This window comes from Streptomyces sp. NPDC005808, assembly GCF_042871385.1.
Classification (GTDB): Bacteria; Actinomycetota; Actinomycetes; order Streptomycetales; family Streptomycetaceae; genus Streptomyces.
Genome location: NZ_JBIAIK010000004.1, coordinates 63,154 through 88,600 on the forward strand (window position 1 = coordinate 63,154; position 25,447 = coordinate 88,600).

At 69.5% G+C, this 25,447-nt stretch carries 28 protein-coding genes; 9 read left to right on the forward strand and 19 right to left on the reverse strand.

The genetic code is table 11. The annotated features are described in order from the left end of the window. Positions 1 to 156: 156 nt before the first annotated feature. The 4 genes from hpt to dacB all read right to left on the reverse strand — a co-directional run bounded on the left by hpt (position 157) and on the right by dacB (position 5,120). The gene (gene hpt, locus ACFYPC_RS10615) at positions 157 to 717 is read right to left on the reverse strand and encodes a hypoxanthine phosphoribosyltransferase (protein WP_388673519.1); all 561 of its coding nucleotides are present in this window, start codon (positions 715 to 717) and stop codon (positions 157 to 159) included. 109 nt (positions 718 to 826) lie between these two features. Next, positions 827 to 1,978: a tRNA lysidine(34) synthetase TilS gene (gene tilS, locus ACFYPC_RS10620; RefSeq protein WP_388673521.1), complete on the reverse strand. Its 1,152-nt coding sequence runs from the start codon at positions 1,976 to 1,978 to the stop codon at positions 827 to 829. 191 nt (positions 1,979 to 2,169) lie between these two features. Next, entirely contained in the window at positions 2,170 to 3,309 is a 1,140-nt protein-coding gene (locus ACFYPC_RS10625; RefSeq protein ID WP_388673523.1) for a zinc-dependent metalloprotease, read from the reverse strand. Between the two features lie 248 nt (positions 3,310 to 3,557). Further along, positions 3,558 to 5,120: a D-alanyl-D-alanine carboxypeptidase/D-alanyl-D-alanine-endopeptidase gene (dacB, locus tag ACFYPC_RS10630; RefSeq protein WP_388673525.1), complete on the reverse strand. Its 1,563-nt coding sequence runs from the start codon at positions 5,118 to 5,120 to the stop codon at positions 3,558 to 3,560. Between the two features lie 79 nt (positions 5,121 to 5,199). Here dacB and ACFYPC_RS10635 point away from each other — a divergent pair, with 79 nt between their 5' ends. Then, positions 5,200 to 5,691, forward strand: a complete 492-nt coding sequence (locus ACFYPC_RS10635) for an inorganic diphosphatase (protein ID WP_168529311.1) — start codon at positions 5,200 to 5,202, stop codon at positions 5,689 to 5,691. 198 nt (positions 5,692 to 5,889) lie between these two features. Further along, the gene (locus ACFYPC_RS10640) at positions 5,890 to 7,542 is read left to right on the forward strand and encodes a threonine/serine exporter family protein (protein WP_388673527.1); all 1,653 of its coding nucleotides are present in this window, start codon (positions 5,890 to 5,892) and stop codon (positions 7,540 to 7,542) included. A 50-nt stretch (positions 7,543 to 7,592) separates the two neighbouring features. Here the strand turns inward: ACFYPC_RS10640 and ACFYPC_RS10645 are convergent, their stop codons facing one another. Next, entirely contained in the window at positions 7,593 to 8,393 is an 801-nt protein-coding gene (locus ACFYPC_RS10645; protein WP_388673529.1) for a DedA family protein, read from the reverse strand. A gap of 158 nt (positions 8,394 to 8,551) precedes the next feature. On the opposite strand from ACFYPC_RS10645, the gene ACFYPC_RS10650 reads away from it, so the two are divergent. Next, entirely contained in the window at positions 8,552 to 8,917 is a 366-nt protein-coding gene (locus ACFYPC_RS10650) for a YbjQ family protein (RefSeq protein WP_388673531.1), read from the forward strand. An 88-nt stretch (positions 8,918 to 9,005) separates the two neighbouring features. Here the strand turns inward: ACFYPC_RS10650 and ACFYPC_RS10655 are convergent, their stop codons facing one another. After that, positions 9,006 to 9,773 (reverse strand): MerR family transcriptional regulator, encoded by a 768-nt coding sequence (locus ACFYPC_RS10655; RefSeq protein ID WP_388673533.1) that lies wholly within the window; start codon positions 9,771 to 9,773, stop codon positions 9,006 to 9,008. Positions 9,774 to 10,122: 349 nt separating this feature from the next. On the opposite strand from ACFYPC_RS10655, the gene ACFYPC_RS10660 reads away from it, so the two are divergent. Then, the gene (locus tag ACFYPC_RS10660) at positions 10,123 to 11,529 is read left to right on the forward strand and encodes a glutamate decarboxylase (protein WP_388673535.1); all 1,407 of its coding nucleotides are present in this window, start codon (positions 10,123 to 10,125) and stop codon (positions 11,527 to 11,529) included. 23 nt (positions 11,530 to 11,552) lie between these two features. On the opposite strand, the gene ACFYPC_RS10665 is transcribed toward ACFYPC_RS10660, so the two are convergent. The 7 genes from ACFYPC_RS10665 to ACFYPC_RS10695 all read right to left on the reverse strand — a co-directional run bounded on the left by ACFYPC_RS10665 (position 11,553) and on the right by ACFYPC_RS10695 (position 18,556). Further along, positions 11,553 to 12,749 carry a WD40/YVTN/BNR-like repeat-containing protein gene (locus ACFYPC_RS10665; RefSeq protein ID WP_388673537.1) on the reverse strand — a complete coding sequence of 399 codons (1,197 nt, stop codon included), beginning with the start codon at positions 12,747 to 12,749 and terminating at the stop codon, positions 11,553 to 11,555. Between the two features lie 113 nt (positions 12,750 to 12,862). Further along, entirely contained in the window at positions 12,863 to 13,684 is an 822-nt protein-coding gene (locus tag ACFYPC_RS10670; protein WP_388673539.1) for an ABC transporter permease, read from the reverse strand. Then, the gene (locus ACFYPC_RS10675; protein WP_388673541.1) at positions 13,681 to 14,661 is read right to left on the reverse strand and encodes an ATP-binding cassette domain-containing protein; all 981 of its coding nucleotides are present in this window, start codon (positions 14,659 to 14,661) and stop codon (positions 13,681 to 13,683) included. Before ACFYPC_RS10675 ends, ACFYPC_RS10670 begins: the two co-directional genes overlap by 4 nt. A gap of 94 nt (positions 14,662 to 14,755) precedes the next feature. After that, positions 14,756 to 15,397, reverse strand: a complete 642-nt coding sequence (locus ACFYPC_RS10680; RefSeq protein WP_388673543.1) for a PadR family transcriptional regulator — start codon at positions 15,395 to 15,397, stop codon at positions 14,756 to 14,758. Between the two features lie 25 nt (positions 15,398 to 15,422). Then, entirely contained in the window at positions 15,423 to 15,968 is a 546-nt protein-coding gene (locus tag ACFYPC_RS10685) for a DinB family protein (RefSeq protein ID WP_388673545.1), read from the reverse strand. Positions 15,969 to 16,104: 136 nt separating this feature from the next. Continuing rightward, entirely contained in the window at positions 16,105 to 17,565 is a 1,461-nt protein-coding gene (locus ACFYPC_RS10690) for an aldehyde dehydrogenase family protein (protein WP_388673547.1), read from the reverse strand. 166 nt (positions 17,566 to 17,731) lie between these two features. After that, positions 17,732 to 18,556, reverse strand: coding sequence for a helix-turn-helix domain-containing protein (locus ACFYPC_RS10695; protein ID WP_388674309.1), 825 nt, complete (start codon positions 18,554 to 18,556; stop codon positions 17,732 to 17,734). A gap of 337 nt (positions 18,557 to 18,893) precedes the next feature. Between ACFYPC_RS10695 and ACFYPC_RS10700 the strand changes: the two genes are divergently transcribed. Next, positions 18,894 to 19,409 carry an ATP-binding protein gene (locus ACFYPC_RS10700; protein WP_388674311.1) on the forward strand — a complete coding sequence of 172 codons (516 nt, stop codon included), beginning with the start codon at positions 18,894 to 18,896 and terminating at the stop codon, positions 19,407 to 19,409. Between the two features lie 102 nt (positions 19,410 to 19,511). Here ACFYPC_RS10700 and ACFYPC_RS10705 read toward each other — a convergent pair whose 3' ends face one another. The 5 genes from ACFYPC_RS10705 to rpmG all read right to left on the reverse strand — a co-directional run bounded on the left by ACFYPC_RS10705 (position 19,512) and on the right by rpmG (position 22,059). Next, the gene (locus tag ACFYPC_RS10705; protein ID WP_385738150.1) at positions 19,512 to 19,784 is read right to left on the reverse strand and encodes a DUF397 domain-containing protein; all 273 of its coding nucleotides are present in this window, start codon (positions 19,782 to 19,784) and stop codon (positions 19,512 to 19,514) included. A 383-nt stretch (positions 19,785 to 20,167) separates the two neighbouring features. Then, positions 20,168 to 20,401 carry a 30S ribosomal protein S18 gene (gene rpsR, locus ACFYPC_RS10710; protein ID WP_388673549.1) on the reverse strand — a complete coding sequence of 78 codons (234 nt, stop codon included), beginning with the start codon at positions 20,399 to 20,401 and terminating at the stop codon, positions 20,168 to 20,170. Positions 20,402 to 20,405: 4 nt separating this feature from the next. Next, entirely contained in the window at positions 20,406 to 21,626 is a 1,221-nt protein-coding gene (locus ACFYPC_RS10715) for a GTP-binding protein (RefSeq protein ID WP_388673551.1), read from the reverse strand. Further along, entirely contained in the window at positions 21,626 to 21,889 is a 264-nt protein-coding gene (locus tag ACFYPC_RS10720) for a type B 50S ribosomal protein L31 (protein WP_388673553.1), read from the reverse strand. Before ACFYPC_RS10720 ends, ACFYPC_RS10715 begins: the two co-directional genes overlap by 1 nt. 5 nt (positions 21,890 to 21,894) lie before the next feature. After that, complete coding sequence (gene rpmG / locus ACFYPC_RS10725) at positions 21,895 to 22,059, reverse strand: 50S ribosomal protein L33 (protein ID WP_266457123.1); 165 nt, start codon at positions 22,057 to 22,059, stop codon at positions 21,895 to 21,897. 62 nt (positions 22,060 to 22,121) lie between these two features. Between rpmG and rpmB the strand changes: the two genes are divergently transcribed. From rpmB to ACFYPC_RS10745, 4 genes are all read left to right on the forward strand, one after another. Next, complete coding sequence (gene rpmB / locus ACFYPC_RS10730; RefSeq protein WP_388673556.1) at positions 22,122 to 22,358, forward strand: 50S ribosomal protein L28; 237 nt, start codon at positions 22,122 to 22,124, stop codon at positions 22,356 to 22,358. Beyond that, positions 22,358 to 22,663 carry a 30S ribosomal protein S14 gene (gene rpsN, locus ACFYPC_RS10735; protein WP_388673558.1) on the forward strand — a complete coding sequence of 102 codons (306 nt, stop codon included), beginning with the start codon at positions 22,358 to 22,360 and terminating at the stop codon, positions 22,661 to 22,663. Before rpmB ends, rpsN begins: the two co-directional genes overlap by 1 nt. A 54-nt stretch (positions 22,664 to 22,717) precedes the next feature. Next, entirely contained in the window at positions 22,718 to 23,224 is a 507-nt protein-coding gene (locus ACFYPC_RS10740) for a hypothetical protein (RefSeq protein ID WP_388673560.1), read from the forward strand. Positions 23,225 to 23,537: 313 nt separating this feature from the next. Further along, positions 23,538 to 24,098, forward strand: a complete 561-nt coding sequence (locus ACFYPC_RS10745; RefSeq protein WP_388673562.1) for a DUF4232 domain-containing protein — start codon at positions 23,538 to 23,540, stop codon at positions 24,096 to 24,098. Between the two features lie 13 nt (positions 24,099 to 24,111). On the opposite strand, the gene ACFYPC_RS10750 is transcribed toward ACFYPC_RS10745, so the two are convergent. Then, positions 24,112 to 25,263 (reverse strand): DUF2786 domain-containing protein, encoded by a 1,152-nt coding sequence (locus ACFYPC_RS10750; RefSeq protein ID WP_388673564.1) that lies wholly within the window; start codon positions 25,261 to 25,263, stop codon positions 24,112 to 24,114. Positions 25,264 to 25,447 lie beyond the last annotated feature (184 nt).

The following is a 25,447-nucleotide window of genomic DNA, read 5'->3' on the forward strand; positions in this document are numbered from 1 at the left end:
GCCATAGTGAGATTGATAAAGACTTTTAAAGACTGTTCTGCGGACGGTACCCCAGCATTGTCACCCGAAGCCGCAGTGGACTGCCGACAATCCCGTCTACGCATGCTCCAACGGCGGGAAGCCCGCTGGGGTTCCCGGTTGTCCTACACGGCTGTGCTAACCGCCGTACACGTGAGGCGCGAGCGTACCGACGAACGGGAGGTTGCGGTACTTCTCCGCGTAGTCGAGGCCGTAGCCGATGACGAACTCGTTCGGGATGTCGAAGCCGACCCACTCCACGTCGATCGCGACCTTGGCCGCGTCCGGCTTGCGCAGCAGGGTGCACACCTTGAGGGAGGCGGGCTCGCGGGAGCCGAGGTTGGAGATCAGCCAGGACAGGGTCAGCCCCGAGTCGATGATGTCCTCGACGATCAGGACGTGCTTGCCCTTGATGTCGGTGTCGAGGTCCTTGAGGATCCGCACCACACCGGAGGACTGGGTGCCCGCGCCGTACGAGGACACCGCCATCCAGTCCATGGTGACGGGGGTGGACAGCGCGCGCGCCAGGTCCGCCATGACCATCACGGCGCCCTTGAGGACACCGACGATCAGCAGGTCCTTGTCCGCGTACTCCGCGTCGATCTTCGCGGCCAGCTCAACCAGCTTGGCGTCGATCTCTTCCTTGGTGATGAGCACCGACTTGAGGTCGGTGCCCATGTCTTTCGCGTCCACCCGCATCACTTTCGGTCGTCCGTCCGAACCTTTTCGGCGGCCGCTCGAACCGCTCGCCACCCGCGTGAGAGGGCCCCCGGGAACCGCGTGGGCGGTCCCGGTGGAGGGTCCGGATTCAGCCTTGCCGAATCACCAGTCTGCCACCCTGGCGCTGGGCGACGACCTTGCCCGGGAGATTGATGGCTCCCTGGCCGCGCCAGCCGGTGATCAGCCGGTCGACTTCCTCGATGTGCCGGGCGAAGAGCGAACCGGCCGGGGCGCCCGCCTCGATGGCGGCACGGCGCAGGATGCGGCGGCGTACGGCCGGCGGCAGGGCATAGAGCTTGGCGCACTCCAGGAGGCCCGCTGCGTCCCGTACGGAGGCCTCTGCCTGGCTGGCCCAGGCGTCGAGGGCGTCGGCGTCGTCGCGGGAGAGCTGAGCGGTACGGGCGAGTGCCTCGACGACTCCCTTGCCGAGCGCCTTCTCCAGGGCGGGCAGGCCCTCGTGGCGCAGCCGGGAGCGGGTGTAGGCCGGGTCGGCGTTGTGCGGGTCGTCCCAGACGGGCAGCGACTGGACCATGCAGGCCTTGCGGGCGGTCTGCCGGTCCAGGAAGAGGAACGGGCGGCGGTAACGGCGGGCGGCCCCCGGACCCCCGGAAACAGCCGCCATTCCGGACAGGGAGCGGATACCGGAGCCGCGGGCGAGACCGAGCAGGACGGTTTCGGCTTGGTCGTCGCGGGTGTGGCCGAGCAGGATCGCGGTGGCGCCGTGGCGTTCGGCGGCGGCGTCCAGGGCGGAGTACCGGGCGTCGCGGGCGGCGGCCTCGGGCCCGCCTTCGCGGCCCACGGTGACGGCGATGGACTCGGCCGGGTTCAGTCCCAGCTCGGTGAGGCGCAGCACGACCTCGTCGGCGCGCAGGTCGGAGCCGGGTTGCAGACCGTGGTCGACGGTGATCCCGCCGGCGCGGATGCCGAGCTTGGGGGCTTCGAAGGCGAGGGCGGAGGCGAGCGCCATCGAGTCGGCGCCACCGGAGCACGCGACGAGCACCAGCGGTGTCGGCTGGTGCGGGGCTGCCGGGGGGATGTCGGGGGCGGTCGAGCGCCTGGTACCCGGGGCGGGTACGCGCTCGGCGGCGGGCGGCCGCGCGGCGTCGGAGGCGGACGTGCGCCTGGTGTCGGGAGCGGGCGTGCGCCTGGTGTCGGAGGCGGGCGTGTGCTCGGTGAGGATGTCGTGGAGTACGCGGCGAACCGCCAGGCGTATCGCCGCGACCGCAGGATGGGGACCCATGTCCGGTTCCCTTCATGAAGTTTTCGGGGGGTTAACCCGGTATCGGTCACTCAGAGTGTGTAGATGGTGACAGAACCGGGCCGTTCCCCGAGCATTGCACGCCTACCGATGGCTCACGGTCCCTCGGACGGGTGATTGAAGGGGCGTTTGCCTGCCGTCGGCCGGATTCCCTTCACGACCCCCACGCGGGTTCACGACTCCGACTTGCGATGCACCCGCGTGATCCAGTCCGCCGGTTTGGCGATCTCCGTCTTGGTCGGCAGAGTGTTCGGAGAAGTCCAGACGCGGTTGAACCCGTCCATGCCGACCTCCTCGACGACGGACCGCACGAATCGCTCGCCGTCCTTGTACTGCCTCAGTTTGGCATCCAGACCGAGCAGCTTGCGCAGGGCAAGGTCCAGTCGGGAGGCCCCCTTGGCACGGCGTTGCTGGAACTTCTCGCGGATCTCGGCGACGGACGGCACGACGTCGGGACCGACGCCGTCCATCACGAAGTCCGCATGGCCCTCCAGGAGCGACATCACGGCGGTCAGCCGGCCGAGGATCTCCCGCTGGGCGGGCGTCTGCACGATCTCGACGAGCGAGCGGCCGCCGTCGTCCTCCTCGCCCTCGGGCCGTCCGCCCGCCAGCGACTGGGCGGCTTCGCGGATACGTTCGAGGACGGTCATGGGATCGACCTCGGTCTCCCCCAGGAACGACTGGATTTCGCCCTCCAGGTGGGCCCGCAGCCACGGCACGGCCGTGAACTGGGTGCGGTGCGTCTCCTCGTGCAGACAGACCCAGAGCCGGAAGTCGTGGGGCTGTACGTCGAGTTCGCGCTCCACGTGCACGATGTTCGGCGCGACCAGGAGGAGCCTGCCGCCGCCACTCGGTGAATCAGAGGGGCCGCCCGCGGGCAGCTCGCGCGTCGCCGGAGCGAACGTCTCGTACTGGCCCAGGACCCGCGACGACAGGAACGACAGCAGCATGCCCAGCTCCACGCCGGTGACCTTGCCGCCGACGGCGCCGAGGACGGCTCCGCCCGGGGTGCTCGCCCGCCGCTCCTGCATCTTGTCCAGCAGGGGCTTGAGCACCTCCCTGAACCCGGCGACGTTCGCCCGCACCCAGCCGGGGCGGTCCACGACGAGGATGGGGGTGTCGTGGGTGTCCTCCGTGCCCATCCGAGTGAAGGCCCGGACGTGCAGCTCCGAGGCTTTCGCGTGTCGCCTCAGCTCCGCGACGACCTCTCTGGCCTCGTCTCGGCTCACCTCGGGGCCCGGACGTACGAGCCGTGTCGCGGTTGCCACCGCGAGATTCCAGTCGACCATCTCGGCACCACCGATGCTCGTCATGCGTCAACCGTACGTGAGCGTGTCCGACTGCGGTGAGAGGTACGAGGTCCTGGTCGCCCTCCGCCTTGGGGCGGGCGGTACGCCGGGTGCCCTCCGGGTCGGCAGGGGCGGGGGTCTGTTCGATCCGTGCCCGGCGCTGTCAGCTGACGCCCGCCCTCCCACTCCCGGCTTCGCCCGAGGGGGGACCCCCATCGCCCTCCGGGACGACTGCCCAGAGCGGCAGCGGCAGCGAACGCGCGGAAGGACGACTACCTGCAGCCGCACCCCGCCAACGCCGTAGCGGTGCGGTCCAGGGCTGCCTGGGCCGCTTCCTTCTGCGGTGGGCTGGCCTCGTCGGAGGTCAGGAAGGCGAAGGCGAGGAGGCGGCCGTCGGTGTCGACGACCGTGCCCGCCAGGGTGTTGACGCCCGTCAGGGTGCCGGTCTTGGCGCGTACGACGCCGGTGGCGGAGACATCGGTGTCGTAGCGGTCGGTGAGGGTGCCGGTGAAGCCGGCGACGGGGAGGCCGGTCAGGACGGGGCGGAGTTCGGGGTGGGCGGGATCGCCGGCCTTCGCCAGCAGCGCGGTGAGCAGGCCGGCCGTCAGCTTGTCGGCGCGGTTCAGACCGCTGCCGTCAGCGAACTCCACGCCGGACAGGGGGAATCCGAGCTTCTTCAACTGCAGGCCGATCGCCCTCCCGCCGCCCTCGAAACTCGCCTGCTCGCCCGCCGCGAGAGCGACCTGGCGGGCCAGCGCCTCCGCGATGTCGTTGTCGCTGTTCGTCAGCATCCGCTCGACGAGGGCGGACATGGGCGGTGAGGAGACCGAGGCGAGGGCCTGCGAACGGCCCGTCGCCTTCGAGAGGCCGGGCGATGTCGTCTTGATGCCCTTGGCCTGGAGCAGCTTCTCGAACTCCCTGGCCGCATCCCCTGCCGGGTCCTGGCTGCGCGTGGCCGTGCCGCTGTCCGAGTCGTCGGTGCGGGCTTCGTCGACCATCAGGGCGGTGACCGGTGCGAGGTTGGGGTTGTCGCCGATGGGGTGCACGGTGGCACCCGAGTACAGCGAGGTGTCGTACGAGAGCGTCACCTGGGACAGGTGACGCTCCTTCAGGGCGGTTGCCGTCTCGTCGGCCAGGGTGCGCAGGCTCGCACAGCCCTTCGCGTCCTCGCGGGCGGTCAGGGTCGGGTCGCCGGCGCCGACGAGGACGACCTCGTTGGTGTCAGGCTCCAGGACCGCGCGCGTGGTGATGCGGTGGTCGGGGCCCGCCGCCGAGAGCGCGGCGACGGCGGTGGCGATCTTCGTGGTGGAGGCCGGCGTCCGGGACTCGCCCGCACCCTTGTCGTACAGCCGCTTTCCGGTCGCCACGTCGACGACCGCGGCGCTCCGCTCCGCGCCCAGGGCGGGATCGTTCAGGAGCGGGTCGAGGACATCCGCGAGTGCCTTCTGAGCGGGTGCGGGCACCCGACCCGTGGCGGTGGAGCCGCCGAGTCCGGTCAGCACGGAGCCGGCGCTGGGCGCGGGGCGGGGCGCCGTCGCGGACGTACCGGAGGTAAGGGCGTGATCTGTGCCACCCTCGCCCACCCGTGATGCCGCCCAGTCGCGCTCCGCCGTACGCTGACCGGAGGAGTCCCAGGGACCGGCCGCGGCCACCGCCCCGGCCGCGAGCACCAGGCCCACGGCGGCTGCGACGACTGTGAGCTGCGGGGTCGTGAACTTGACGGGACGCGGCCGCACGGCTTGGGTGATCCGCGCCACGTGCGGTTTCACCGAACCCGCGATCCGCACCACATGCGGTCTCGCGGCCCGCCAAGCCCTCACCTCTGGCACGACCACCAGCCCCTTTCGCGATCACACACCTGCGTGAGGGACACTTAACCACCAGAACTATGTGCTGATCATGGAGGAGCCACCGGTGGAGTTCGACGTCACGATCGAGATTCCGAAGGGTTCGCGGAACAAGTACGAGGTGGACCACGAGACCGGTCGGATCCGCTTGGACCGTCGACTCTTCACCTCGACCAGTTACCCGGCCGACTACGGATTCGTCGAGAACACCCTCGGCGAGGACGGCGACCCGCTGGACGCGCTGGTCATCCTGGACGAGCCGACCTTCCCCGGGTGCCTCATCCAGTGCCGCACGATCGGCATGTTCCGTATGACGGACGAGGCCGGCGGCGACGACAAGCTGCTGTGCGTCCCGGCGCACGACCCCCGGGTGGAGCACCTGCGCGACATCCACCACGTGTCGGAGTTCGACCGCCTGGAGATCCAGCACTTCTTCGAGGTCTACAAGGACCTGGAGCCCGGCAAGTCCGTCGAGGGCGCCAACTGGGTGGGCCGCACGGAGGCCGAGGCCGAGATCGAGCGCTCGTACAAGCGACTCAAGGAGCAGGGCGGCCACTGAGCACGCCCCTTTTTGCGCCTAAACCGGCGCCGCTCTCGCGGAGCTGGTTGCTCGCCATCGTGGTTGCTCAATTGATGGCTGCGGCGCGTGCGTCATGACAACAGCAGGCCGCGCGGTCCCGTACGGGCCGGGCGGCCTGCTTGTGTGTGCCTGTGCGCATACTGAGGCATTACGGGGAAAGCGAGCCGGGAGTTTTTGGTGACGGAGGCGGAAGACCGCAAACCGCAGTCGGACGAGGCGAGGAGTGCTTTCTCCCAGCCGGCCGGTGTGGCACCGCCGCAGTCACCGGCGGTCGATGACGAGTCGTCGACGACGTCCGAGTTCGCGCTCCCGAAGGGGCTGGGCGTGGCCCAGCCGTCCGCGGCCGACGCCGAGGGTTCGGCGTTCAGTACGCCGGCTTCGTACAGCGCGCCGACCGCCTGGCCCGCGTTCACGCCTCCGACGGGCATTCCCAAGGTCAAGCTGACCAAGGACGTGCCCTGGCAGGACCGGATGCGCGAGATGCTGCGCATGCCGGTGACCGAGCGGCCCGCGCCCGAACCGGTCCACAAGGAGGACGAGTCGGGGCCCGCCGTCCCGCGCGTGCTCGACCTGACCCTGCGTATCGGCGAACTGCTGCTCGCGGGCGGTGAGGGCGCCGAGGACGTGGAGGCGGCGATGTTCGCGGTGTGCCGCAGCTACGGCCTGGACCGCTGCGAGCCGACCGTCACCTTCACGCTGTTGTCCATCTCGCACCAGCCGTCCCTGGTGGAGGACCCGGTGACGGCGTCGCGGACCGTACGCCGCCGGGGCACCGACTACACACGCCTCGCGGCCGTCTTCCGGCTCGTGGACGACCTGAGCGACCCGGAGACCGCGATCTCCCTGGAGGAGGCTTACGGGCGGCTCGCCGAGATGCGGCGGAACCGGCACCCGTATCCCGGCTGGGTGCTGACCTCGGCGACCGGGTTGCTGGCCGGCGCGGCCTCGGTACTCGTCGGCGGTGACGCCCTGGTGTTCGTCGCCGCCGCGCTCGGCGCGATGCTGGGCGACCGGCTGGCGTGGCTGTGCGCGGGGCGCGGGCTTCCGGAGTTCTACCAGTTCACGGTCGCAGCGATGCCGCCCGCCGCGATCGGTGTCGCGATCCAGCTTGCGCACATGGACGTGAAGGCGTCCGCGGTGATCACCGGTGGGCTGTTCGCGCTGCTGCCCGGGCGGGCGCTCGTCGCGGGCGTCCAGGACGGGCTGACGGGCTTCTACATCACCGCGTCCGCACGTCTGCTGGAAGTCATGTACTTGTTCGTGGGCATCGTCGTAGGCGTACTTCTTGTGCTCTATTTCGGCGTGAAGCTGGGCGCGGAACTCAATCCGGACCAGGCCCTGAGCATCTCCGAGCGGCCTCTGCTGCAGATCGCCGCTTCCATGCTGCTGTCGCTCACCTTTGCGATCCTGCTCCAGCAGGAACGGTCCACCGTTCTCGCGGTGACCCTCAACGGAGGCGTCGCCTGGTCGGTGTACGGGGCGATGCACTACGCGGGCGGCATCTCACCGGTCGCCTCCACGGCCGCGGCGGCTGGTCTGGTCGGCCTGTTCGGGCAGTTGCTGTCCCGCTACCGGTTCGCGTCCGCGCTCCCGTACACGACGGCCGCGATCGGACCACTGCTGCCGGGTTCGGCCACCTACTTCGGCCTGCTCTCCATCGCCCAGAACGAGCTCGACAAGGGGCTCGTGTCCCTGACCAAGGCCGCCGCCCTCGCGATGGCCATCGCCATCGGCGTGAACCTGGGCTCCGAGATCTCCCGGCTGTTCCTGCGGGTGCCGGGCGGGAGCGCCGAGGGCCGCCGCGCGGCCAAGCGGACGCGCGGCTTCTAGGACAGGTCCTAGCAGTCGTACGAGGGCTTCAGACGGAGCTACGCCTACGGCTACCGCTTGGCGTGACGGCCGCCGCGCGGCGGCTGGTTCGGGTCCTGGTACGAGTCCGGGTTCTGGTTCTGGTTCTGACTCTGGTTCTGGTAGTGCTGGAGCGGGGGCACCCGGAGCTGCGCGGTCGCGTCGTGGGCCGGTCCGCTGGGAGCCGGCTCGGGAGCCCGGGCGGCTTCCTTCTTGGACTTGCCGCGCGCCCGGAGGTACTCGATGACGATCGGGATCACCGAGATCAGGACGATCAGGATCAGGATCGCCTCGATGTTCTTGTGCACGAACTCGATGTTGCCGAGCCAGGCGCCGAGCGCCGTGACTCCGGCACCCCAGAGGATGCCACCGATGACGTTGTACGTGATGAACGAGCGGTACCGCATGCCGCTGACGCCGGCGATGATCGGCGTGAACGTGCGCACGATGGGCACGAAGCGGGCCAGGACCAGGGACTTGGGCCCGTGCTTCTCGAAGAACTCGTGGGCCTTGACCACGTTCTCCTGTTTGAAGAGACGGGAGTCCGGGCGGGTGAAGAGCGAGGGTCCGACCTTCTTGCCGAACAGGTAGCCCGCCTGGTCACCGAGGATCGCCGCGACACAGATCAGCGCGATCGCCGCCCACAGCGGGAAGTCCAGCGTGCCCGCGGTGATCAGCAGTCCGGCGGTGAACAGCAGCGAGTCGCCCGGCAGGAAGAAGCCGATGAGAAGGCCGGACTCGGCGAAGACGATGAGCAGCAGGCCCCAGATACCGAAGTTGTCCAGGAGCGTGTTCGGATCCAGCCAGCTTGGTCCGAGGGCAAGCGTCGTCACGGTTCCGGGCTCCTGAGGGGTGAAGGAAGGGACGGCGGTCCAGATGCGGCCGACCAAAGCTATCAACGCATTGCGTCGCACCCAGGTTCCACCGACACCTACAGGATGCACTGTGCCCCGACTGGTACAAAGCTGTGAGCCGTACAAAGCTGTACGTCATGGGCATAGAAGAGTACGGCGGCGGTCAGGGACCCCACTCGGACGTTCTGGTCGTGACGACGAACGACGCACCCGGTCACCGAGTCCAGGAAGTCATCGGCGAGGTCTTCGGCCTCACCGTGCGCTCCCGGCACCTGGGCAGTCAGATCGGCGCCGGTCTGAAGTCGATGATCGGCGGTGAGCTCAAGGGGCTCACCAAGACGCTCGTGGAGACCCGCAACCAGGCCATGGAACGGCTCATCGAACAGGCACGCGCGCGTGGCGCCAACGGGGTGCTGATGTTCCGCTTCGACGTGACGGAGGCGGCGGACGTGGGCACAGAGGTGTGCGCGTACGGGACAGCGGTCGTGCTGGTCAAGGAGTAGGGAAACACGCCGGCCGGAAGCAACAGGGCCGACCGCGGAGAAGCGCGCGGCGGTAAGGGGCGTCCGCGATTGGCGGCGCCCCTTACCGTCAGGCTCCCTGGGCGTGCCGGGCCGCGTTCGCCCCGATCGCGTCCCTCAGGTGCTCGGCGAGCCCCGGGCGCATGGAGTCGTAGAACTCCTTGAAGCGCTCGTCGGAGACGTACATCCCGGCGAGCCCTTGGTGGATCTCGTACGAGCATGCGTAGAACCATGTGGTGATGTGCTGCCGGTGTTTCTCGGCCAGGTCCATGGCGCGCTCGCCGGTCGGCGGCTCACCGGCCTCCATCAGGGCGTCGTAACGCTCGCCCCAGGAAGCCACTTCGGCCTGCATGCGCTGCCAGTCGTCCTTGGTGTATCCGGCGGCACGGCGCTGCGACTCGGCGTACGCCTCCGTGCCGCCCCAGCGCCGCTCGGCCTCTTCGGCGTGCGCTTCCGGATCCTTGTCCCCGAAGACCTCGAACTTCTCCTCGGGAGTGAGGTTGATGCCCATCGTGCGTGCCTCCATGGCGTGTTCCACGGCCGCCGCCATCTTCTGCAGCTTCTCGATCCGGGCGGTCAGCAGCTCGTGCTGCCGGCGCAGATGCGCGCGCGGGTCCGCGGCCGGGTCGTCGAGCAGGGCGGCGACCTCGTCGAGGGGGAAGCCGAGTTCGCGGTAGAACAGGATCTGCTGCAGGCGGTCGAGGTCGGCGTCGCTGTAACGCCGGTGGCCCGCGTGGCTGCGGCCGCTCGGTACGAGCAGGCCGATCTCGTCGTAGTGGTGCAGCGTGCGCACCGTGACTCCGGCGAAACCGGCGACCTGGCCCACTGGATAGCTCACTTCCACTCCCTTCTCCGTACGCCTCCCAGGCTGCGGCCTCACGTGACGTGAGGTGCAAGCCCTTAAATCGCGGCGGGGCCGGGCTCCCGGCACGCTGGGGTTCCAGGGGACGGGCTATCGGCAGCCTGGGATCCCAGGAGCCTGAGGTCCCGGCAGCCTGGGTCTCGGCAGCCTGGGCCTCGGCAGCCTGGGTCCCGGCGCACACGCGCCTCATGCGCCTGGGAGCCGAGAGCCTGGGCGGCGGAGCGGACCTCCCGGGGCCCGGCACAGGACCCCTGGGGTGTTATGTCAGTTTCGCCCACTTAGGGTGTGCGCGTGAACGCAACCCCGATCCGCTAGGAGTTATGTCATGCCGCTCCACCAAGGCCCCGAGAAGCGCGACGAGCGTCCTCTGTCCGTGAACCCCTTCTTCGGGGAGGCGAATCCGATCGGCGGTATGACCGAGGCCCCGCCCAAGCACCGGCTCCCGGACGGGCCGCTGCCGCCGACGACGGCGTATCAACTCGTCCATGACGAGCTGATGCTGGACGGCAACTCGCGGCTGAACCTCGCCACCTTCGTCACCACCTGGATGGAGCCGCAGGCCGGGTTGCTGATGACCGAGTGCCGGGACAAGAACATGATCGACAAGGACGAGTACCCGCGCACCGCCGAGCTGGAGCGGCGCTGTGTGGCGATGCTCGCCGACCTGTGGAACGCGCCTGACCCGGCGGCAGCCGTGGGCTGTTCGACGACCGGCTCCAGCGAGGCTTGCATGCTCGCCGGGATGGCCCTCAAGCGCCGCTGGGCCCAGCGGAACGCCGACCGCTATCCCGGGGCGCGCCCGAATCTCGTCATGGGTGTCAACGTCCAGGTCTGCTGGGACAAGTTCTGCAACTTCTGGGAGGTCGAGGCGCGTCAGGTCCCCATGGAGGGCGACCGGTTCCACCTCGACCCCCAGGCGGCCGCCGAGCTGTGCGACGAGAACACCATCGGGGTCGTCGGCATCCTCGGGTCCACCTTCGACGGGTCCTACGAGCCGGTCGCCGAGCTGTGTGCGGCCCTGGACGCCCTTCAGGAGCGGACCGGGCTCGACATCCCTGTGCATGTGGACGGCGCGTCCGGCGCCATGGTCGCCCCCTTCCTCGACGAGGACCTGGTCTGGGACTTCCGGCTGCCCAGGGTGTCGTCCATCAACACCTCGGGGCACAAGTACGGCCTCGTCTATCCCGGCGTCGGCTGGGCGCTGTGGCGGTCGGCGGTCGAGCTGCCGGAGGAACTCGTCTTCCGGGTCAACTACCTGGGCGGCGACATGCCGACCTTCGCGCTCAACTTCTCCCGGCCCGGCGCCCAGGTCGTGGCGCAGTACTACACGTTCCTGCGGCTGGGCCGCGAGGGCTACCGGGCCGTGCAGCAGACGACCCGGGACGTGGCGCTCGGGCTCTCCGAACGCGTCGAAGCGCTGGGCGATTTCCAACTCCTCACCCGAGGCGACGAGTTGCCGGTATTCGCCTTCACGACGAAGCCCGAGGTGACCGCGTACGACGTCTTCGACGTGTCCCGGCGGATGCGCGAGCGGGGCTGGCTGGTGCCCGCCTACACCTTCCCGGCCAACCGCGAGGACCTGTCCGTGCTGCGGGTGGTGTGCCGCAACGGCTTCTCGGAGGACCTCGCCGAGCTGTTCGTGGAGGACCTCGGGCGGCTGCTGCCGGAACTGCGCCGGCAGCCGCATCCGTTGACACGCGACAAGGACGCGGCGACCGGCTTCCACCACTGAACCGCCACTGCGGCCGGCCCTCGTCAGTCTCCGTCGCCCAGCACGAAACTGTGCCAGTGGATCCCGTCGGCGGATATGCGGTAGCTCCCGATGCCGAAGCTGTCGCCCGCCAGGAAGCCGAGCGGTGTCACGATCACCGAGCCCCCCAAGGCGTATGAGCCCCTGGCCTCCGCGAAGGAACGGCCACCGTCGGTGCTGCGCCAGACGCCGCCCATCTCACCGTGGATGGTGAGGCTGCCGTCGGCGGCTGCGACCGGATCGCCGACTGTGGACAGCGGGTTCACGCCCTTGCGATACCTCCAGACCCGCTCCCAGGTGTGGCCCCCGTCAGTGCTGCGGTGCAGTGCGCGCAGGCCGTTCTTCACGCCCTCCTCGGCAGGCAAGGAGCCTGACTGGATCGCGTACAGGACGTCTCCTGACGAGACCACCCGGATTCCCCAGCCGTGCTTGTCGGAGTCGGTGAGCCGGGCCGGACGCCAGGTGCGGCCGCGGTCCTCGCTGACGGCGAGGGCCGGGAGGCCGGAGCTCGGGTCGGTGCCGGAGGCGAAGAGCAGGCCGCCTGCGGTCTGCCCCGCCGGGCGCAGCACGCCCGCGAGCGGGGGCTGGTTGGCCAGGACTTCGAAGCGGCCCGAGCCGGGGAGGACCACGAGCAGCCGGGACGCCTCGCAGTTGTTCCCCTCCTCGTCCAGCCGGGAGCAGTCCTGGGCCAGGACGCCTTCTTCGGGCACCTCGGGAGTCGTGCCCGAGGGGGCGACGGAGCCGCGCCGCCAGGTGTGTCCGCCGTCGTCCGTGAACCAGGTCCGGTCGGGCAGCGCCAGCGACCCCTCGGTGATCAGCGCGCGGCCGGGGCCCAGCACCATGAGCCCCGCCGTGATACCGCGGCCCCCGGGCAGGTCCGCCAGCGGGGAGCGCCCGAGGCGCCAGGAATCGGCGCCCTTGTCGAGCACGGCGACATGCTGCCGGCAGCGTGCTTTCCCACACTCCGTGAACAGGGCGAACCCGCCGGCGTCCGACGCGAAGTCGACGGCATGCGGAACACCGGGCAGGTCCGGTGAGGAGGGGATCCGGGGAGGCGAGGCTCCCGTCGGGGAGGGGGCGCTGCTGCCCACACCGGGCTTCGCCCCTGGAGTCGTATCCCCGCCGGAGCCGGAGCATCCGGCCAGCAGCGCCAGCAGGCCCAGTACCGCGGCCACGACCGCCTTGCCCTTGTCCCACCTCATGAGAATCCCCCGATCCCGCGCCGCACCGTCATTTCTGGTACACCGCTCGCCGCGTTCGGGTTCCCATTTCCTCGCGACGACTTTTCGGGCGCAGGGCCGAGGGCGCCGTACGCCTACCTGCTCAGCGCCCCGAACCTCCGTACCGCCAGCGGAAGGAACACCGCCAGCAGCGCCAGCGGCCAGGCCAGCGCCGCCCAGACGTGCCCCGGTTCCCCGCCCGGCCCGCCGAACAGGTCCCGTACCGCCGTCGCCGTCTGGGACATCGGGTTCCACTCGACCGCCGTGCCCAGCCAGCCCGGCATGGAGTCCGGGGTCGCGAACGCGTTGGACAGGAAGCCGACCGGCCAGACCAGGATCTGCACGGCCTGGACCATCTCCGGCTTACCGGCCACCATCGCGAGGTGGATGCCGATCCACAGCATGGCGAACCGGAAGAGCAGCAGCAGTCCGACGGCTCCCAGGAACGCCGCGAGGGTGCCGTGCGCGCGCCAGCCGATCGCGTACCCGACGCCGATCATCACCACCAGGGACACCGCCGACTGAAGCATGTCGGCGGCCGAGCGGCCCACCAGGACGGCTCCGTTGGTCATCGGCATCGACCGGAAGCGGTCGATCACGCCCTTGTTGAGGTCCTGGGTGACGGCCAGCATCGTGCCCTCCAGGCCGAAGGCCATGGTCAGCGCGAGCATGCCGGGCACCAGGAAGTCGACGTAGTCGCCCTGGACGCCCCGGCCGCCGCCGATCAGATAACCGAACATCAGCAGCAGCATCACGGGGAAGACCAGGCCGACGAGCACCTGGACGGGTTGCCTTGCCCAGTGGGCGAGTTCGCGGCGGGTCATGGTCCAGCAGTCGGTCAGGACGTGGGCCCCCGAAGCACGCGGAGCGCGCGAGTCCCCCGAAGCCCCGGGGCGGGTCGCCTCGTACGTACTCATACGGTCTCCTCCATCCGGTCCGCACCGTCCGCACGGTCCATATGGCGCTCGGCTCCCGTCAGGTCCAGGAACACCTCGTCCAGCGTCGGCCGCCGCAGCGCGATGTCCTCGGCCTCTATGCCGGCCTCCTCCAGGACGCGGACGGCCCCGGCGAGTGCCGCCATACGGTCGGTGACCGGGGCGCTGAGGAGACGGCGGTCGGTGTCGACGGAGACGCCGTCCGCGGGGAACGGCAACAGGGCTACGGCGGCGCCCAGTTGGCCGCCGTCCCGGAGCACCACGTCGATCCGGTCGCCGCCGGTGCGCGCCTTCAGCTCGTCCGCCGTGCCGTCCGCGATGACCCGGCCGTGGTCGACGACGGAGATGCGGTGGGCGAGCTGGTCGGCCTCCTCCAGGTACTGCGTGGTGAGCAGGACCGTGGTGCCTCCTCCGACCAGGGACCGGACGGCGGCCCACACCTCCGCCCGGCCGCGCGGGTCGAGCCCGGTCGTCGGTTCGTCGAGGAACAGCACCTCCGGCTCGGTGATGAGGGACGCGGCCAGGTCCAGTCGGCGCCGCATGCCGCCGCTGTACCGCTTGACCGCCTTGCGTCCGGTGTCCGCGAGGCCGAAGCGCTCCAGGAGTTCGTCGGCCCGCACGCGCGCGTGGCGGGCGCCCAGATGGTGGAGCCTGCCGAACATCTCCAGGTTCTGGTGTCCGCCGAGTTCCTCGTCGAGTGCGGCGTGCTGGCCGAGCAAGCCGATGCGGTGCCGCACCTTGCCGGGCTCGCGCATCACGTCGTAACCGGCGACCTCCACCCGGCCCTCGTCGGGCCGCAGCAGGGTGGTCAGCACGCGCACCATGGTGGTCTTGCCGGCTCCGTTCGGGCCGAGCAGGCCGTGCACGGTGCCTCGGCGCACCGCGAGGTCAAGGCCGTCCAGGGCCGCCTTGTCGCCGTACCGCTTCCGTACACCCTCAGCGACGATCGCGTCGGTCATCCGATCCCCTTCGCCCAGTAGTCAAACTTGACTACACCTCGAAAGTAATCCCCGGAAGAGTCATTAGTCAAACTTGATCAGTCGCGAAACCTGCTCAGCCGCGGTCCCCGGGATGTGGCGTCCCCGTCGCGTACGGGTTCTCCTCACCCTCCGCCAGGACGGCGACGAACGGCTCGCCCTCGCCCGCGAAGGCGTACGCCCCGCGCTCGATCCGTGCGATCAGGCCGCGCGTCCACTCGGCGTCGGAGTCGGCGGTGTGGACCCAGAGGTTCATGATCTCGCCGATGTGGCCAAGCTGTTCGGGACCGTCCTCGGGCACGTAGTGCTCGGTGACGGCCCCCCGCCACTCCTCGATCCTGCGGATCCGTTCCTTGAGGAGGGCCACCGCCTCGGCCCTCGGCAGGTCGACGATGAAGCCGATGCCGGCCGACTGGACGTCCATCTTCTGGTCGTACGACGTCAGGGACTCACGCAGGAGCGACAGGAACTCCTCGGTGCCCTTGTCGGTGATCTCGTACTCGGTGCGCGGCGGGCCGCCCGCCGTGGACGGCGCGATCTCGTGCGCGTGCAGCAGTCCCTGCTTCGCCATCTGCTTGAGCGCGTGGTAGATCGAGCCGGGCTTGGCGTTGGACCACTCGTGCGCGCCCCAGTACTCCAGGTCGTTGCGCACCTGGTAGCCGTGGGCCCGCCCGTGCTGGCGTACGGCGCCGAGCACCAGGAGACGGATCGCTGACATGCGGTCCACACTAGGACCCACCGCCTCACTCCCAGGACGTGCCCTGCTCCTTGGCGACCAGTTCGAAGGCGGTCGCGCCGTCCAGGGACTCGCGGATGATGTCGGCGTGTCCGGCGTGCCGGGCGATCTCCTCCACGAGGTGGAGCAGGAGCCAGCGCATCGAGACGTCGCCCTTGGGGAACCAGGGGGCCTCGGGCAGCGGGAAGGTGTCGTCCAGGGAGTCGACCGAGCGGATGAACTCCTCGGTCTCGTGGGCCACGCCCTCCCAGAAGTCGAGGGTCCCGGCCACCGTTTCGCCCTCGACGAGCCGGAAACTGTCCCCCCAGGTCTCCTGGGTACGCGCCCGCTCGTTGGGCTTCTGCTGGGCCAGCCGCAGCCAGTTCAGCTCGCACTCGGCGACGTGCTTGACGAGCCCGCCCAGCGACAGCTCGCTGGCACTGGGCGTGCGCGCCGCCTGCTCCTCGCTCAGTCCGAGCACCGCCCGCCGCAGGCCGCCGCGCTGGGCCTCGACGAAGGCCAGGAAGGCCCCGCGCTCGTCTCCGGGTGCCTCTGCGGGAACGTGAGTGACCATGACCGGCCGCCTTTCATCGGGTCTTCCTGCCCGGCACCTGCTGCCTGACACCGATGAAGCTACGGGCCCTTGCGGTCAGGTTCTGTCCGCAAGGGCCCGTCAAAAGCAGAAAGCAAAAAACGGAAGCCGAAAGACCTCAGAACGGGAACAAGCTCCGCCCGTGCTGCACCGAGATCCACTTCATCGTGGTGAACGCGTCGACCACCGCGTCGCCGTTCAGGCGGCCGATGCCCGAGTTCTTCTCGCCGCCGAAGGCCACGATCGGCTCGTCGTGGACGGTGCCGTCGTTGACGTGGAACATGCCGGTGTCGATCTGCTTGGCGAAGGCCACTCCGCGCTCGACGTCGGCGGTGTGAACGGCGCCGCTGAGCCCGTACGGGGTGTCGTTGGCGATGCGGACCGCCTCCTCCTCGCCGTCGAAAGGCACGAGGACGGCGATCGGGCCGAAGATCTCCTGCCGGAAGAGGGCCGATTCGGCGGGCAGGCCGATCAGGACGGTCGGCGAGACGAGATTGTCGGTCGTGGTGCCGTGCACGAGCGCGGTGGCGCCCTCGGCGATCGCCTGGTCGACCACGCCCGTGAGCGCGTCCGCCTGCGAGGAGTTGATGACCGGGCCGATGACCGTCGTCGGGTCGCTCGGGTCGCCGACCTTGAGTGTCTTCACCTTGGCGACGAACTTCTCGGTGAACTCGGCCTCGATCGAGCGGTCCACCAGGACGCGGTTGGCGGCCATGCAGACCTGGCCCTGGTGGACGTACCGGCTGAAGACCGCCGCGTCGACCGCGTAGTCGATGTCCGCGTCCTCCAGGACCACCAGGGCGCTGTTGCCGCCGAGTTCGAGGATCGAACGCTTGAAGTTCGCGGCGCAGACGGTGGCCACATGGCGGCCGACCTTGTCGGAGCCGGTGAAGGAGATGACCTTCGGGACCGGGTGCTCGATGAAGGCGTCACCGATCTCGGCGATGTCGGTGATCACGACGTTCAGCAGGCCGGCGGGCAGGCCCGCGTCCTCGAAGACCTTGGCGACCAGGGAACCGCCGGCGATCGGGGTGTTCTGGTGCGGCTTGAGGACCACCGCGTTGCCGAGGGCGAGAGCCGGGGCGACGGACTTGATCGACAGCAGGAAGGGGAAGTTGAAGGGGCTGATGACACCGACGACGCCGACGGGAACCTTGTAGACGCGGTTCTCCTTGCCGTCGACCGGCGAGGGGACGATCTTGCCCTCGGGGCGCAGCGCCCACTGGACCGATTCGCGCAGGAACTCCTTGGCGAGGTGGAGCTCGAAGCCCGCCTTGGTGTGGGTGCCGCCGATCTCGGCGATGATCAACTCGGTGATCTCCGCCTCGCGCTCCTCGATGATCCGCAGGGCGCGCTCGAAGACGCCGCGGCGCGCGTACGGGTTGGTCGCGGCCCATGCCTTCTGGGCACGCTCGGCTGCGCGGTAGGCGTCGTCGACCTCGTCGACCGTGGCTATCGTGATCGACGCCAGCTTCTCGCCGTCGTACGGGTTGAAGTCGATGATGTCCCAGGAACCGGTCCCCGGGCGCCACTCACCGTCGATGTACTGCTGGGCCAGGTCGGTGAAGTAGGACGACATGTACTCCCTCTATCCCTCAATCCCTGCTGCCGAAGCAGACATCTGATCAACAACTGATCGGACGTCATCGTACTTGCGTTTCAAGGGAGTTGGAGGACAGCTCGGGAGATCCTGTGAAGAGTCCCAGGAAATCCTGGAAAGTCCTCACGGGGTTCTCACAGGGCCCTCAGGAGAGCTGGAGCAGTCCCCTGAGCAGGTCGCGGCTCTCCGACGGTCCCGGGCTGTCCTGCTGCAACTGCTTCAGTGCGCCCTCGTACTGCGTGACGTCCTCGCGCTTGTCCAGGTAGAGCGCGCTGGTGAGCTGCTCCAGATAGACGACGTCGGAGAGGTCGGACTCGGGGAAGCTGAGGATGGTGAAGGAGCCGCTCTCGCCCGAGTGACCGCCGAAGCTGAACGGCATGACCTGAAGTCGTACGTTCGGACGCTCCGACACCTCGATCAGATGCTGGAGTTGTCCGCGCATCACCTCGCGGTCGCCGTACGGCCGGCGCAGCGCCGCCTCGTCGAGGACGATGTGGAACTCGGGGGAACTTTCGGCGACGAGGTACTTCTGGCGCTCCAGGCGCAGTGCCACGCGCCGGTCGATGTCGGCGGCGCTCGCACCCTTCATGCCGCGGGTGACGACCGCGTGCGCGTACGCCTCGGTCTGCAACAGGCCGTGCACGAACTGCACTTCGTACACCCGGATGAGATGGGCCGCGCCCTCCAGGCCGACGTAGGTCGGGAACCAGCTGGGCAGGATGTCGGAGTAACTGTGCCACCAGCCCGCGACGTTGGCTTCTTTCGCGAGGGACACCAGGGACGTGCGCTCGGCCTCGTCCATGATGCCGTAGAGCGTCAGTAGGTCCTCGACGTCGCGCGTCTTGAAGCTCACCCGTCCCAACTCCATGCGGCTGATCTTCGATTCGGAGGCTCGGATCGAGTAACCGGCCGCTTCACGGGTGATGCCTCGCGCCTCTCGCAGGCGCCTGAGATGCGATCCCAGCAGCATGCGCCGCACCACCGAGCCGCTCGACTCACCAGCGCTCACGTTCGTCCGCCTCCCCAACCGTCTCCAGGAGCCGAAGTCTGCCACTAAAACACTTCGAGCTGTACTCGTTCGGTTACAGAAATGGAAAGGATTCAAAGGACTGCCACAGGAACAGACCAGTTGACGGACAACAAGAGTGAAGAAGGTGACAGAAGAAATGAGCAAGAACCGGTAGAGGAAGGTCCAATTCGGGCGCGTGCACGTGCATCTGCCCTTGCATCTGCTCTGCGCATTCGGAACCATGGTCCTCGCGCCACCGCTGCATCGCAACGACCGCGAACACCCGGGAGTGCCTCGCATGGGGACGAATGGATCGACCATGCTCGAGCCCTTACGGCAGGGACTTCCGCCGCTCGATCCTGCGGCCGTGTCCAACGCCGCTTCCTGCGCCCTGCCCGCCCGCTACGAAGCGGTGCGCGAGGCGCGGCAGTTCACCCGCAGAACGCTCGACCAGTGGGAGGTCGGCGACCGCTTCGACGATGCGTGTCTGGTGGTCTCCGAACTCGTCACCAACGCGCTGCGGCACGCACTGCCCTCGGACACCCCCCGCCCGGAGGGCCAAGGGCCGCCCGTGCGGCTGCACTTGATGCGGTGGACCGAGCGTCTGGTGTGTGCGGTGCGCGACCCCAGTCACGACAGCCCGGTCGCGGGTGACTCGGAGGACTTCTCGGCGGAGTCGGGCCGCGGCCTCTTCCTGGTCGACTCGTTCGCCGACAGCTGGGGCTGGCACCCGCTCGCGGGCGCCCTCAACGGCAAGGTCGTGTGGGCACTCTTCCGGCTGCCGTCGGCTCCGCCCGCGACCCCCTGCAGTTGAAGAAGCGCGGCGGCCCGCAACTGAAGAACCGCGGCGCCTTTCGGCGCCGCGGTTCTACGCGCGTTACTCATTCATCTGCGGCGATCACGCTCGGTTGCGTGGTCAGGCGCCCGCGATCAGGTGGTCGAACTCGCCGTCCTTGATACCCAGAAGCATGGCTTCGATCTCGGCGCGCGTGTAGACGAGCGCGGGCCCGGTGGGGAACCGCGAGTTGCGCACGGCGACGTCGCCGCCCGGCAAGCGCGCGAACTCCACGCAGGATCCCTGCGAGTTGCTGTGCCGACTCTTCTGCCAGGCCACTCCGTTCAGTTCGGTCGCAGCCATGCCGTTGTACACGTCATCCACGAAATCCACGTCGTACACGTCGTGGTCCACAGGTCGCTCCCCGGTCGTGCAGTGGCTGATGTGGCCATTGATGCAGTGGTCAACTGACCCGGATCATAGCTCTGTTCATGTGCAGATGCATGGGCAGATGCACGTGCACGCGGGGTGGTCCTGTGGTTACAGCTTTTACCGGCCTTTTTGCTACAAGCGGTTGTCGAAATGACTACAGCCGGCCTCTAGCGCATTCCCAGAAGATGGCATCACACACGATCTCCAGCCCCCCGTGCTGTATCTAAGAGACGCACGGGGCAGCCACTGTGTTCCAACCTCCTTGAAACCTCGACAAATAGGTACCGGACAAAGCTGGGGGTTCCCTACGCGTGACGCACAGGGAACCCCCAGCAACATGTGCCCTCGGCGGGCGGAAACGCTGGTCAGCGGCTTGAGTACGGCAGCAGCGCCATCTCCCGGGCGTTCTTGATCGCGCGGGTCAGCATCCGCTGCTGCTGCGCCGTCACGCGCGTGACGCGGCGGCTGCGGATCTTGCCGCGGTCGGAGATGAACCGGCGCAGCAGGTCCGTGTCCTTGTAGTCGATGTACGTGATCTTGTCGCGGTCCAGCGGATTGGGGCGGGACTTCACGGGCTTGCGCTCGGGCTTGCGGGCCATGGGGTCAGACCTCCAGGAGGGTGTCGAAGGCGGGCGGGAGCTGCTTCCAGGCGGCGCGCCCCGCGGCGTACTCGGCGTCGGTCAACAGGCAGGACTCCAGGAGCAGTTCGAGGCCGTCGCGGTCCAGACCCGGGGACGTGAAGACCAGGTGCTGGCAGCAGTCGCCGTGCTCCGGGTGCCAGTCGAGGGCGGCGGCGGCACGGCGCACCGGCGGGACCATGTCCCACGCCGCGTCCGGCAGCGAGGCGAGCCACGGTCCCGCGCTCTCCACACAGAGCGCGCCCCCCGCCGCGTCCCAGTGCAGCAGTGTGTCGGGCCGGTCGGCGAGCCAGAACCGCCCCCTGCTGCGCGCGGCCGCGCAGCACAGATCCTCCAGCGCCTCGTACAGCCGCTCCGGGTGGAACGGACGCCGGCGGTGCCATACGAGGGTGGCGACCCCGCACTCGTCGGCCTCGGCCGGGAGCCGTGCACAGGCGGGATGCTGGGCGGCCGCGGCGGCTTCGACGTCGAACCCGGCGAGGGCGGCTTCGGCGAGAGGAGAACGGTGAGCTGACATCGGCATGGGCATGGGCATGGGCATGGGCAGCAGTGGCATTGGCGTCGGCGTCGGCGAGGCGAAGTCCCCGTCTCCGATCGGCACTTGCCGGGCCGTCGGATGCAACTGCGCAAGCAGCGCGCGGTCCTCGTCGTCGGCCTCCTCGGAAGGGGCGACGGCGAGGACAGGCGCGTACTCCAACTGGCGGGCGAAGGTGTCGGCGACCGTGCGCTGGTCGGAGGCGGCCGCGGCGAGGCCGCCTTCGGCGAGGTCGTCGCCGTTGCCGAGGTAGGGCAGGAGGAGGGCCGGGTCGACGGCGGTGATCACGCCGGTCAGCGTGAGGCCGCCGGCCGCCACGACCTCGGCCATGGCCTTCGGCTCGACCGAGTCCCACAGCTCCACGATCGCGAGCGGCGTGCGCCCCGCGTCCGCGAGTCGCTCCAGCTCCGGCACCAGGTCCTCGCGCAGGGCGCAGCACGCGCAGTCGTTGACGAGAGGTGCCTCGCCGGCGGACAGCACGCCGGTGGCGTCGCGGATCGTACGGACGACCGTGCCCGCCGCGGCCGTCGCCAGGTCGTGGTGGAGCGCGACGCTCCCCGGCACGTCCGCCAGCAGCCGCTCGACGGCCGCTCTGCGGGCATCGGCGTGCAGTCCGCCGACGATCGCGACGGACAGCCCCCCGCCTCCCATCAGCGGCCCCCGCGCTTGCCGAACCGTCGCTCGAAGCGCTCTACGCGCCCCGCGGTGTCCAGCACGCGCGCGGTGCCCGTGTAGAAGGGGTGGCTCACGTTCGAGATCTCGACGTCGAAGACCGGGTAGGTGTTGCCGTCCTCCCACTCGATGGTCTTCCCGCCCGCCGTGGCGGCGAGCGTGGAGCGGGTGAGGAAGGCGTGGTTGGCGGCGCGGTCGCGGAAGACGACGGGGCCGTAGGACGGGTGGATTCCCTCGCGCATGACGGTCAGCGCTCCTCTCGGAAGTCGACGTGCCGACGGACGACCGGGTCGAACTTGCGCAGGACCATCCGGTCCGGGTCGTTCCGGCGGTTCTTGCGGGTGACGTACGTGTAGCCGGTCCCGGCCGTCGAGCGGAGTTTGACGACCGGACGGAGTTCGTTGCGTGCCATGCTGATATCTTACTGAACATGAATCCCATTACCAACCAGCGATCTGGAGAGGTGCGTCACCCTTGTCCGCCCACTGCATGCTGACCGGGGCCCAGCCGGCCTTCGGCAATCAGATCTCCCACTCCCACCGGCGCACCGCACGCCGTTTCGACCCCAACATCCAGCGCAAGCGCTACTGGCTGCCGAGCGAGGGCCGCCATGTACGGCTGCGGCTGAGCGCACGCGGGATCAAGACGATCGACACCATCGGCGTCGAGGCCGCCGTGGCGAGGATTCGCGCCCGAGGGGTGAAGGTCTGATGGCGAAGAAGAGCAAGATCGCGAAGAACGACGAGCGCCGGCAGATCGTCGCGCGGTACGCCGCCCGGCGGGCCGAGCTGAAGGAGGTCATCCGCCGGCCGTCGTCGAGCGAGGCCGAACGGCTCGCCGCCCAGGAGGAGTTGCGCAGGCAGCCGCGCGACGCCAGCGCCACCCGCGTACGCAACCGGGACAGCGTGGACGGCCGGCCTCGCGGCTATCTCCGTACCTTCGGCCTCTCCCGGGTGAATCTGCGTGAGCAGGCGCACGCGGGATTTCTTCCCGGGGTTCTCAAGTCCTCCTGGTAACTTGCTGCGGTCGTTCCGGCGACCCCGGCATCTTCTCCACCCTTGGGGGCTTCAGTGACTTCGGCGACCTTCCCGCGGCGTCGGGCGCGTATCGCGGCAGCGTGCGCGTTCGCGGGCCTGACGACCACGCTCGTGCTGACCGGTTGCACCAGCGGTGACGGTTCCACGGAGGACTCCGCGAGCCCCAGCACGCCGGCGAGCGGATCGGCCGACACGGGAGGGAGCTCCGGAGCCGCTTCCCCCTCCGGCGGCAAGCTGGAGGGCAGTTGGCTGGCCACGACGGACGGCAAGGCCGTGGCGCTGGTGATCACCGGCACGCAGGCAGGGCTCTTCGAGACCGGCGGCACGGTGTGCAGCGGCAGTGCGGGCGAGGAGTCGGGCATGCAGATGATCCGTCTCACCTGCACGAACGGCAACAAGGACCGTGCGGTCGGGATGGTCGACTCGGTCAGCGGTACGGCCATGAAGGTCACGTGGGAGGGCGACCTCGGGACGGAGTCGTACACGAAGTCCGAGGGCGGGCAGCTGCCTACGGGCTTGCCTACGGCGAGCTTGGGCTGAGCCTGGGGTGAGCTGGGGGCGAGCCTTCGGTGGTCCAAGTGGTCCAAGTGGTCCAAGTGGTCAGGCGGACCGAGTGGTCAATTGGCGAGCCGCGGAACCTTTCGGGTTTCGCGGCCCGTCCGCGTTCGTGGGCCCGCCGTCCGGGTGGAGGCCGGGAGGAAGATCCGCAGGGGCCGTGCGGGGGCCCGGGAGAAAGATCCGCAGGGGCCGTGCGGAGGTCCGGGAGATGAGACGGCCCGGGGTGGTGGCGCGGGAGCGGTGCGGTGTGCGTGATGATCCTCGGAGCACCGTCACGATCTCAGGGGAACCAAACATGCGCGCCATACCGATCGCCGTCACCGCCCTCGTCGCGGCCCTCACTCTGACCGCCTGCGGTGATGGCGGCGATGGCGACAGCGGCGGTGACGGCGGTACGAAAGCCACCGCCTCCGCCGCCGATGCCTCCACCTCCTGCCAGGTCGGCCAGGTCGGCATGGCGGTCGAATCCGCCAGTGCCGCCCCGGCCGCCGGCGACACCGGCATCGTGCCCGTCACGATCACCAACACCGGCGCCCAGTGCACGCTGGAGGGCTTTCCCGGCATCGTCCTGGGCGCCGGCGCAGCCTCCGCGACCGTGGCCGGTGACGATGCCGCGCAGCCGGAGAAACTGACTCTGGCGAAGGGCGACACCGCGACGTTCACCCTCACCTACGTACGGGGCGAGGCGGCCGACGCCGCCAGTCTCGACGCGAAGACGGTGAAGGTCAGCCTGCCCGGCGACGCCGCCACCCAGGACTTCCCGTGGTCGTACGGCCCTGTCGCCGGGAAGGCGGGAAAGACCGGGGCGGACGACCCGGACGCCTCCGTGAGCCCGTTCCAGCACGCGGGCGACTGAGCTTCGCGCGCTCCTACGGGATCGGGCGCCGCCCCCTGACCTGCGCCCGGTCGGCCGCCGCGGCGCCTTCGTGCCAGCCTGCCTCGTCGGTCACCCCGCGCAGCCGAGTGGTCACCGTCTCGGGGAACATCCGCTCCACATGGTCCGTGACGGCCACCTCACGGGCCACCAGGACCGGCAGCAACTCGCCCGCCGCGGACGCCACCTGGCTCTCCGCGGCGGACGCGAGCCGGTCGCCGATCCGGTGCGCGTACGCGGCCAGGAACGACTGCCGGAAGGTCTTCGTACGCTTCCGTCCCCCCGCTCGCTGCGCCGCCTCCGCCTTGGTCATCGCGGCCGTGGCCTGCACCAGCAGCGAGGTGTAGAGGAGTTCGACCGCCTCCAGGTCGGGTTCGAAGCCGACGACGGTCGAGAAGCCGAGGGAGTCGTTCCACACGGCTCGACAGCGGTTCGCGCCGGCCACCGCGTCCAGAAGCACCGCCTGGGCCGTTTCGTACGGCGGCTCGACCCCGATCCGGCAGGCGCCGGGCGCGTTCTTGGCATGCGTACGGGCCGCCAGCAGCGCCTCGTCGATACTGTGCCGCGCCATCAACTCCTGCGCCTTGGCGCTCAACGCCTCGGCCTCCTCCGGGAACCCGGTCGCCTCCGCCTTCGCCAGCAGGGCGCGGATACGGGTGAGCATGCGGGAGTCCTGCGGGGCGGCGGCGGTCCCCTCCGGTACGTCGTCCAGTGGCTCGATGGTGGGGAGGCGGAGCAGAAGTCGGTACAGCTCCAGGGCTGCCGTGGCGTAGGAGAAGCGGTCGGTGCGGGGTGGCTGTGCGTCCAGGTCTTCGAGCTGGGCCACCCAACGGGGGCCGCGGGGCTCGTGGTTCTCGCTGTTCTCGCTGTTCTCGCTGTTCTCGCTGTTCTCGCTCACGATCAGCGCGGACACCAGACGAACGTGTACGTCTTCCAGCTCACGGCGCACGAACCGTACGAGATCGGCGGGCTGCCAGCCGCGCCGCCACGCCCCCGCGACGAACTCCTCGCCACGCCGGGCGAGTTCGGCATCGCAGGAGGGGTCGGCGGCGAGCATCGAAGCGCCGGTGTCGAGGGCCGCGTCGGAGTCGGCATAGAGGGCGGCCTCGAAGGCACGCGCCACGGTGGTGGACGTACTGCTGCTCATCCCTCGATCGTGCCACGGGCGGGGCCCTGCACCCTCCCGAAGGTCTTGGTTGTCGTAGGGGCCCTGCCTCCGGGGAGAACCCCCTGGTGGTGGTACTGGCCCCAGCCCCGTGAGACCCCGTGGTGGTCGTGCCGGCCCTACCTCCGGGAGACCCCCTGGTGGTCGTGTCCCGGCGGCCTCCGGA

Excerpts from the sequence above, each read along its gene's own strand:
- ACFYPC_RS10650 (WP_388673531.1), top strand. The coding sequence starts at position 8,552 with ATGGGCATAGAAGAGTACGGCGGCGGTCAGGGACCCCACTCGGACGTT.
- ACFYPC_RS10750 (WP_388673564.1), bottom strand. The coding sequence starts at position 25,263 with ATGAGCAGCAGTACGTCCACCACCGTGGCGCGTGCCTTCGAGGCCGCC.
- rpsN (WP_388673558.1), top strand. The coding sequence starts at position 22,358 with ATGGCGAAGAAGAGCAAGATCGCGAAGAACGACGAGCGCCGGCAGATC.
- ACFYPC_RS10715 (WP_388673551.1), bottom strand. The coding sequence starts at position 21,626 with ATGGGAGGCGGGGGGCTGTCCGTCGCGATCGTCGGCGGACTGCACGCC.
- ACFYPC_RS10700 (WP_388674311.1), top strand. The coding sequence starts at position 18,894 with ATGGGGACGAATGGATCGACCATGCTCGAGCCCTTACGGCAGGGACTT.
- ACFYPC_RS10625 (WP_388673523.1), bottom strand. The coding sequence starts at position 3,309 with ATGACGAGCATCGGTGGTGCCGAGATGGTCGACTGGAATCTCGCGGTG.
- ACFYPC_RS10720 (WP_388673553.1), bottom strand. The coding sequence starts at position 21,889 with ATGCGCGAGGGAATCCACCCGTCCTACGGCCCCGTCGTCTTCCGCGAC.
- ACFYPC_RS10660 (WP_388673535.1), top strand. The coding sequence starts at position 10,123 with ATGCCGCTCCACCAAGGCCCCGAGAAGCGCGACGAGCGTCCTCTGTCC.
- tilS (WP_388673521.1), bottom strand. The coding sequence starts at position 1,978 with ATGGGTCCCCATCCTGCGGTCGCGGCGATACGCCTGGCGGTTCGCCGC.
- ACFYPC_RS10665 (WP_388673537.1), bottom strand. The coding sequence starts at position 12,749 with ATGAGGTGGGACAAGGGCAAGGCGGTCGTGGCCGCGGTACTGGGCCTG.
- hpt (WP_388673519.1), bottom strand. The coding sequence starts at position 717 with ATGCGGGTGGACGCGAAAGACATGGGCACCGACCTCAAGTCGGTGCTC.
- ACFYPC_RS10675 (WP_388673541.1), bottom strand. The coding sequence starts at position 14,661 with ATGACCGACGCGATCGTCGCTGAGGGTGTACGGAAGCGGTACGGCGAC.
- ACFYPC_RS10685 (WP_388673545.1), bottom strand. The coding sequence starts at position 15,968 with ATGGTCACTCACGTTCCCGCAGAGGCACCCGGAGACGAGCGCGGGGCC.
- ACFYPC_RS10680 (WP_388673543.1), bottom strand. The coding sequence starts at position 15,397 with ATGTCAGCGATCCGTCTCCTGGTGCTCGGCGCCGTACGCCAGCACGGG.
- rpsR (WP_388673549.1), bottom strand. The coding sequence starts at position 20,401 with ATGGCCCGCAAGCCCGAGCGCAAGCCCGTGAAGTCCCGCCCCAATCCG.
- ACFYPC_RS10670 (WP_388673539.1), bottom strand. The coding sequence starts at position 13,684 with ATGAGTACGTACGAGGCGACCCGCCCCGGGGCTTCGGGGGACTCGCGC.
- ACFYPC_RS10745 (WP_388673562.1), top strand. The coding sequence starts at position 23,538 with ATGCGCGCCATACCGATCGCCGTCACCGCCCTCGTCGCGGCCCTCACT.
- ACFYPC_RS10695 (WP_388674309.1), bottom strand. The coding sequence starts at position 18,556 with ATGCTGCTGGGATCGCATCTCAGGCGCCTGCGAGAGGCGCGAGGCATC.
- ACFYPC_RS10690 (WP_388673547.1), bottom strand. The coding sequence starts at position 17,565 with ATGTCGTCCTACTTCACCGACCTGGCCCAGCAGTACATCGACGGTGAG.
- rpmG (WP_266457123.1), bottom strand. The coding sequence starts at position 22,059 with ATGGCACGCAACGAACTCCGTCCGGTCGTCAAACTCCGCTCGACGGCC.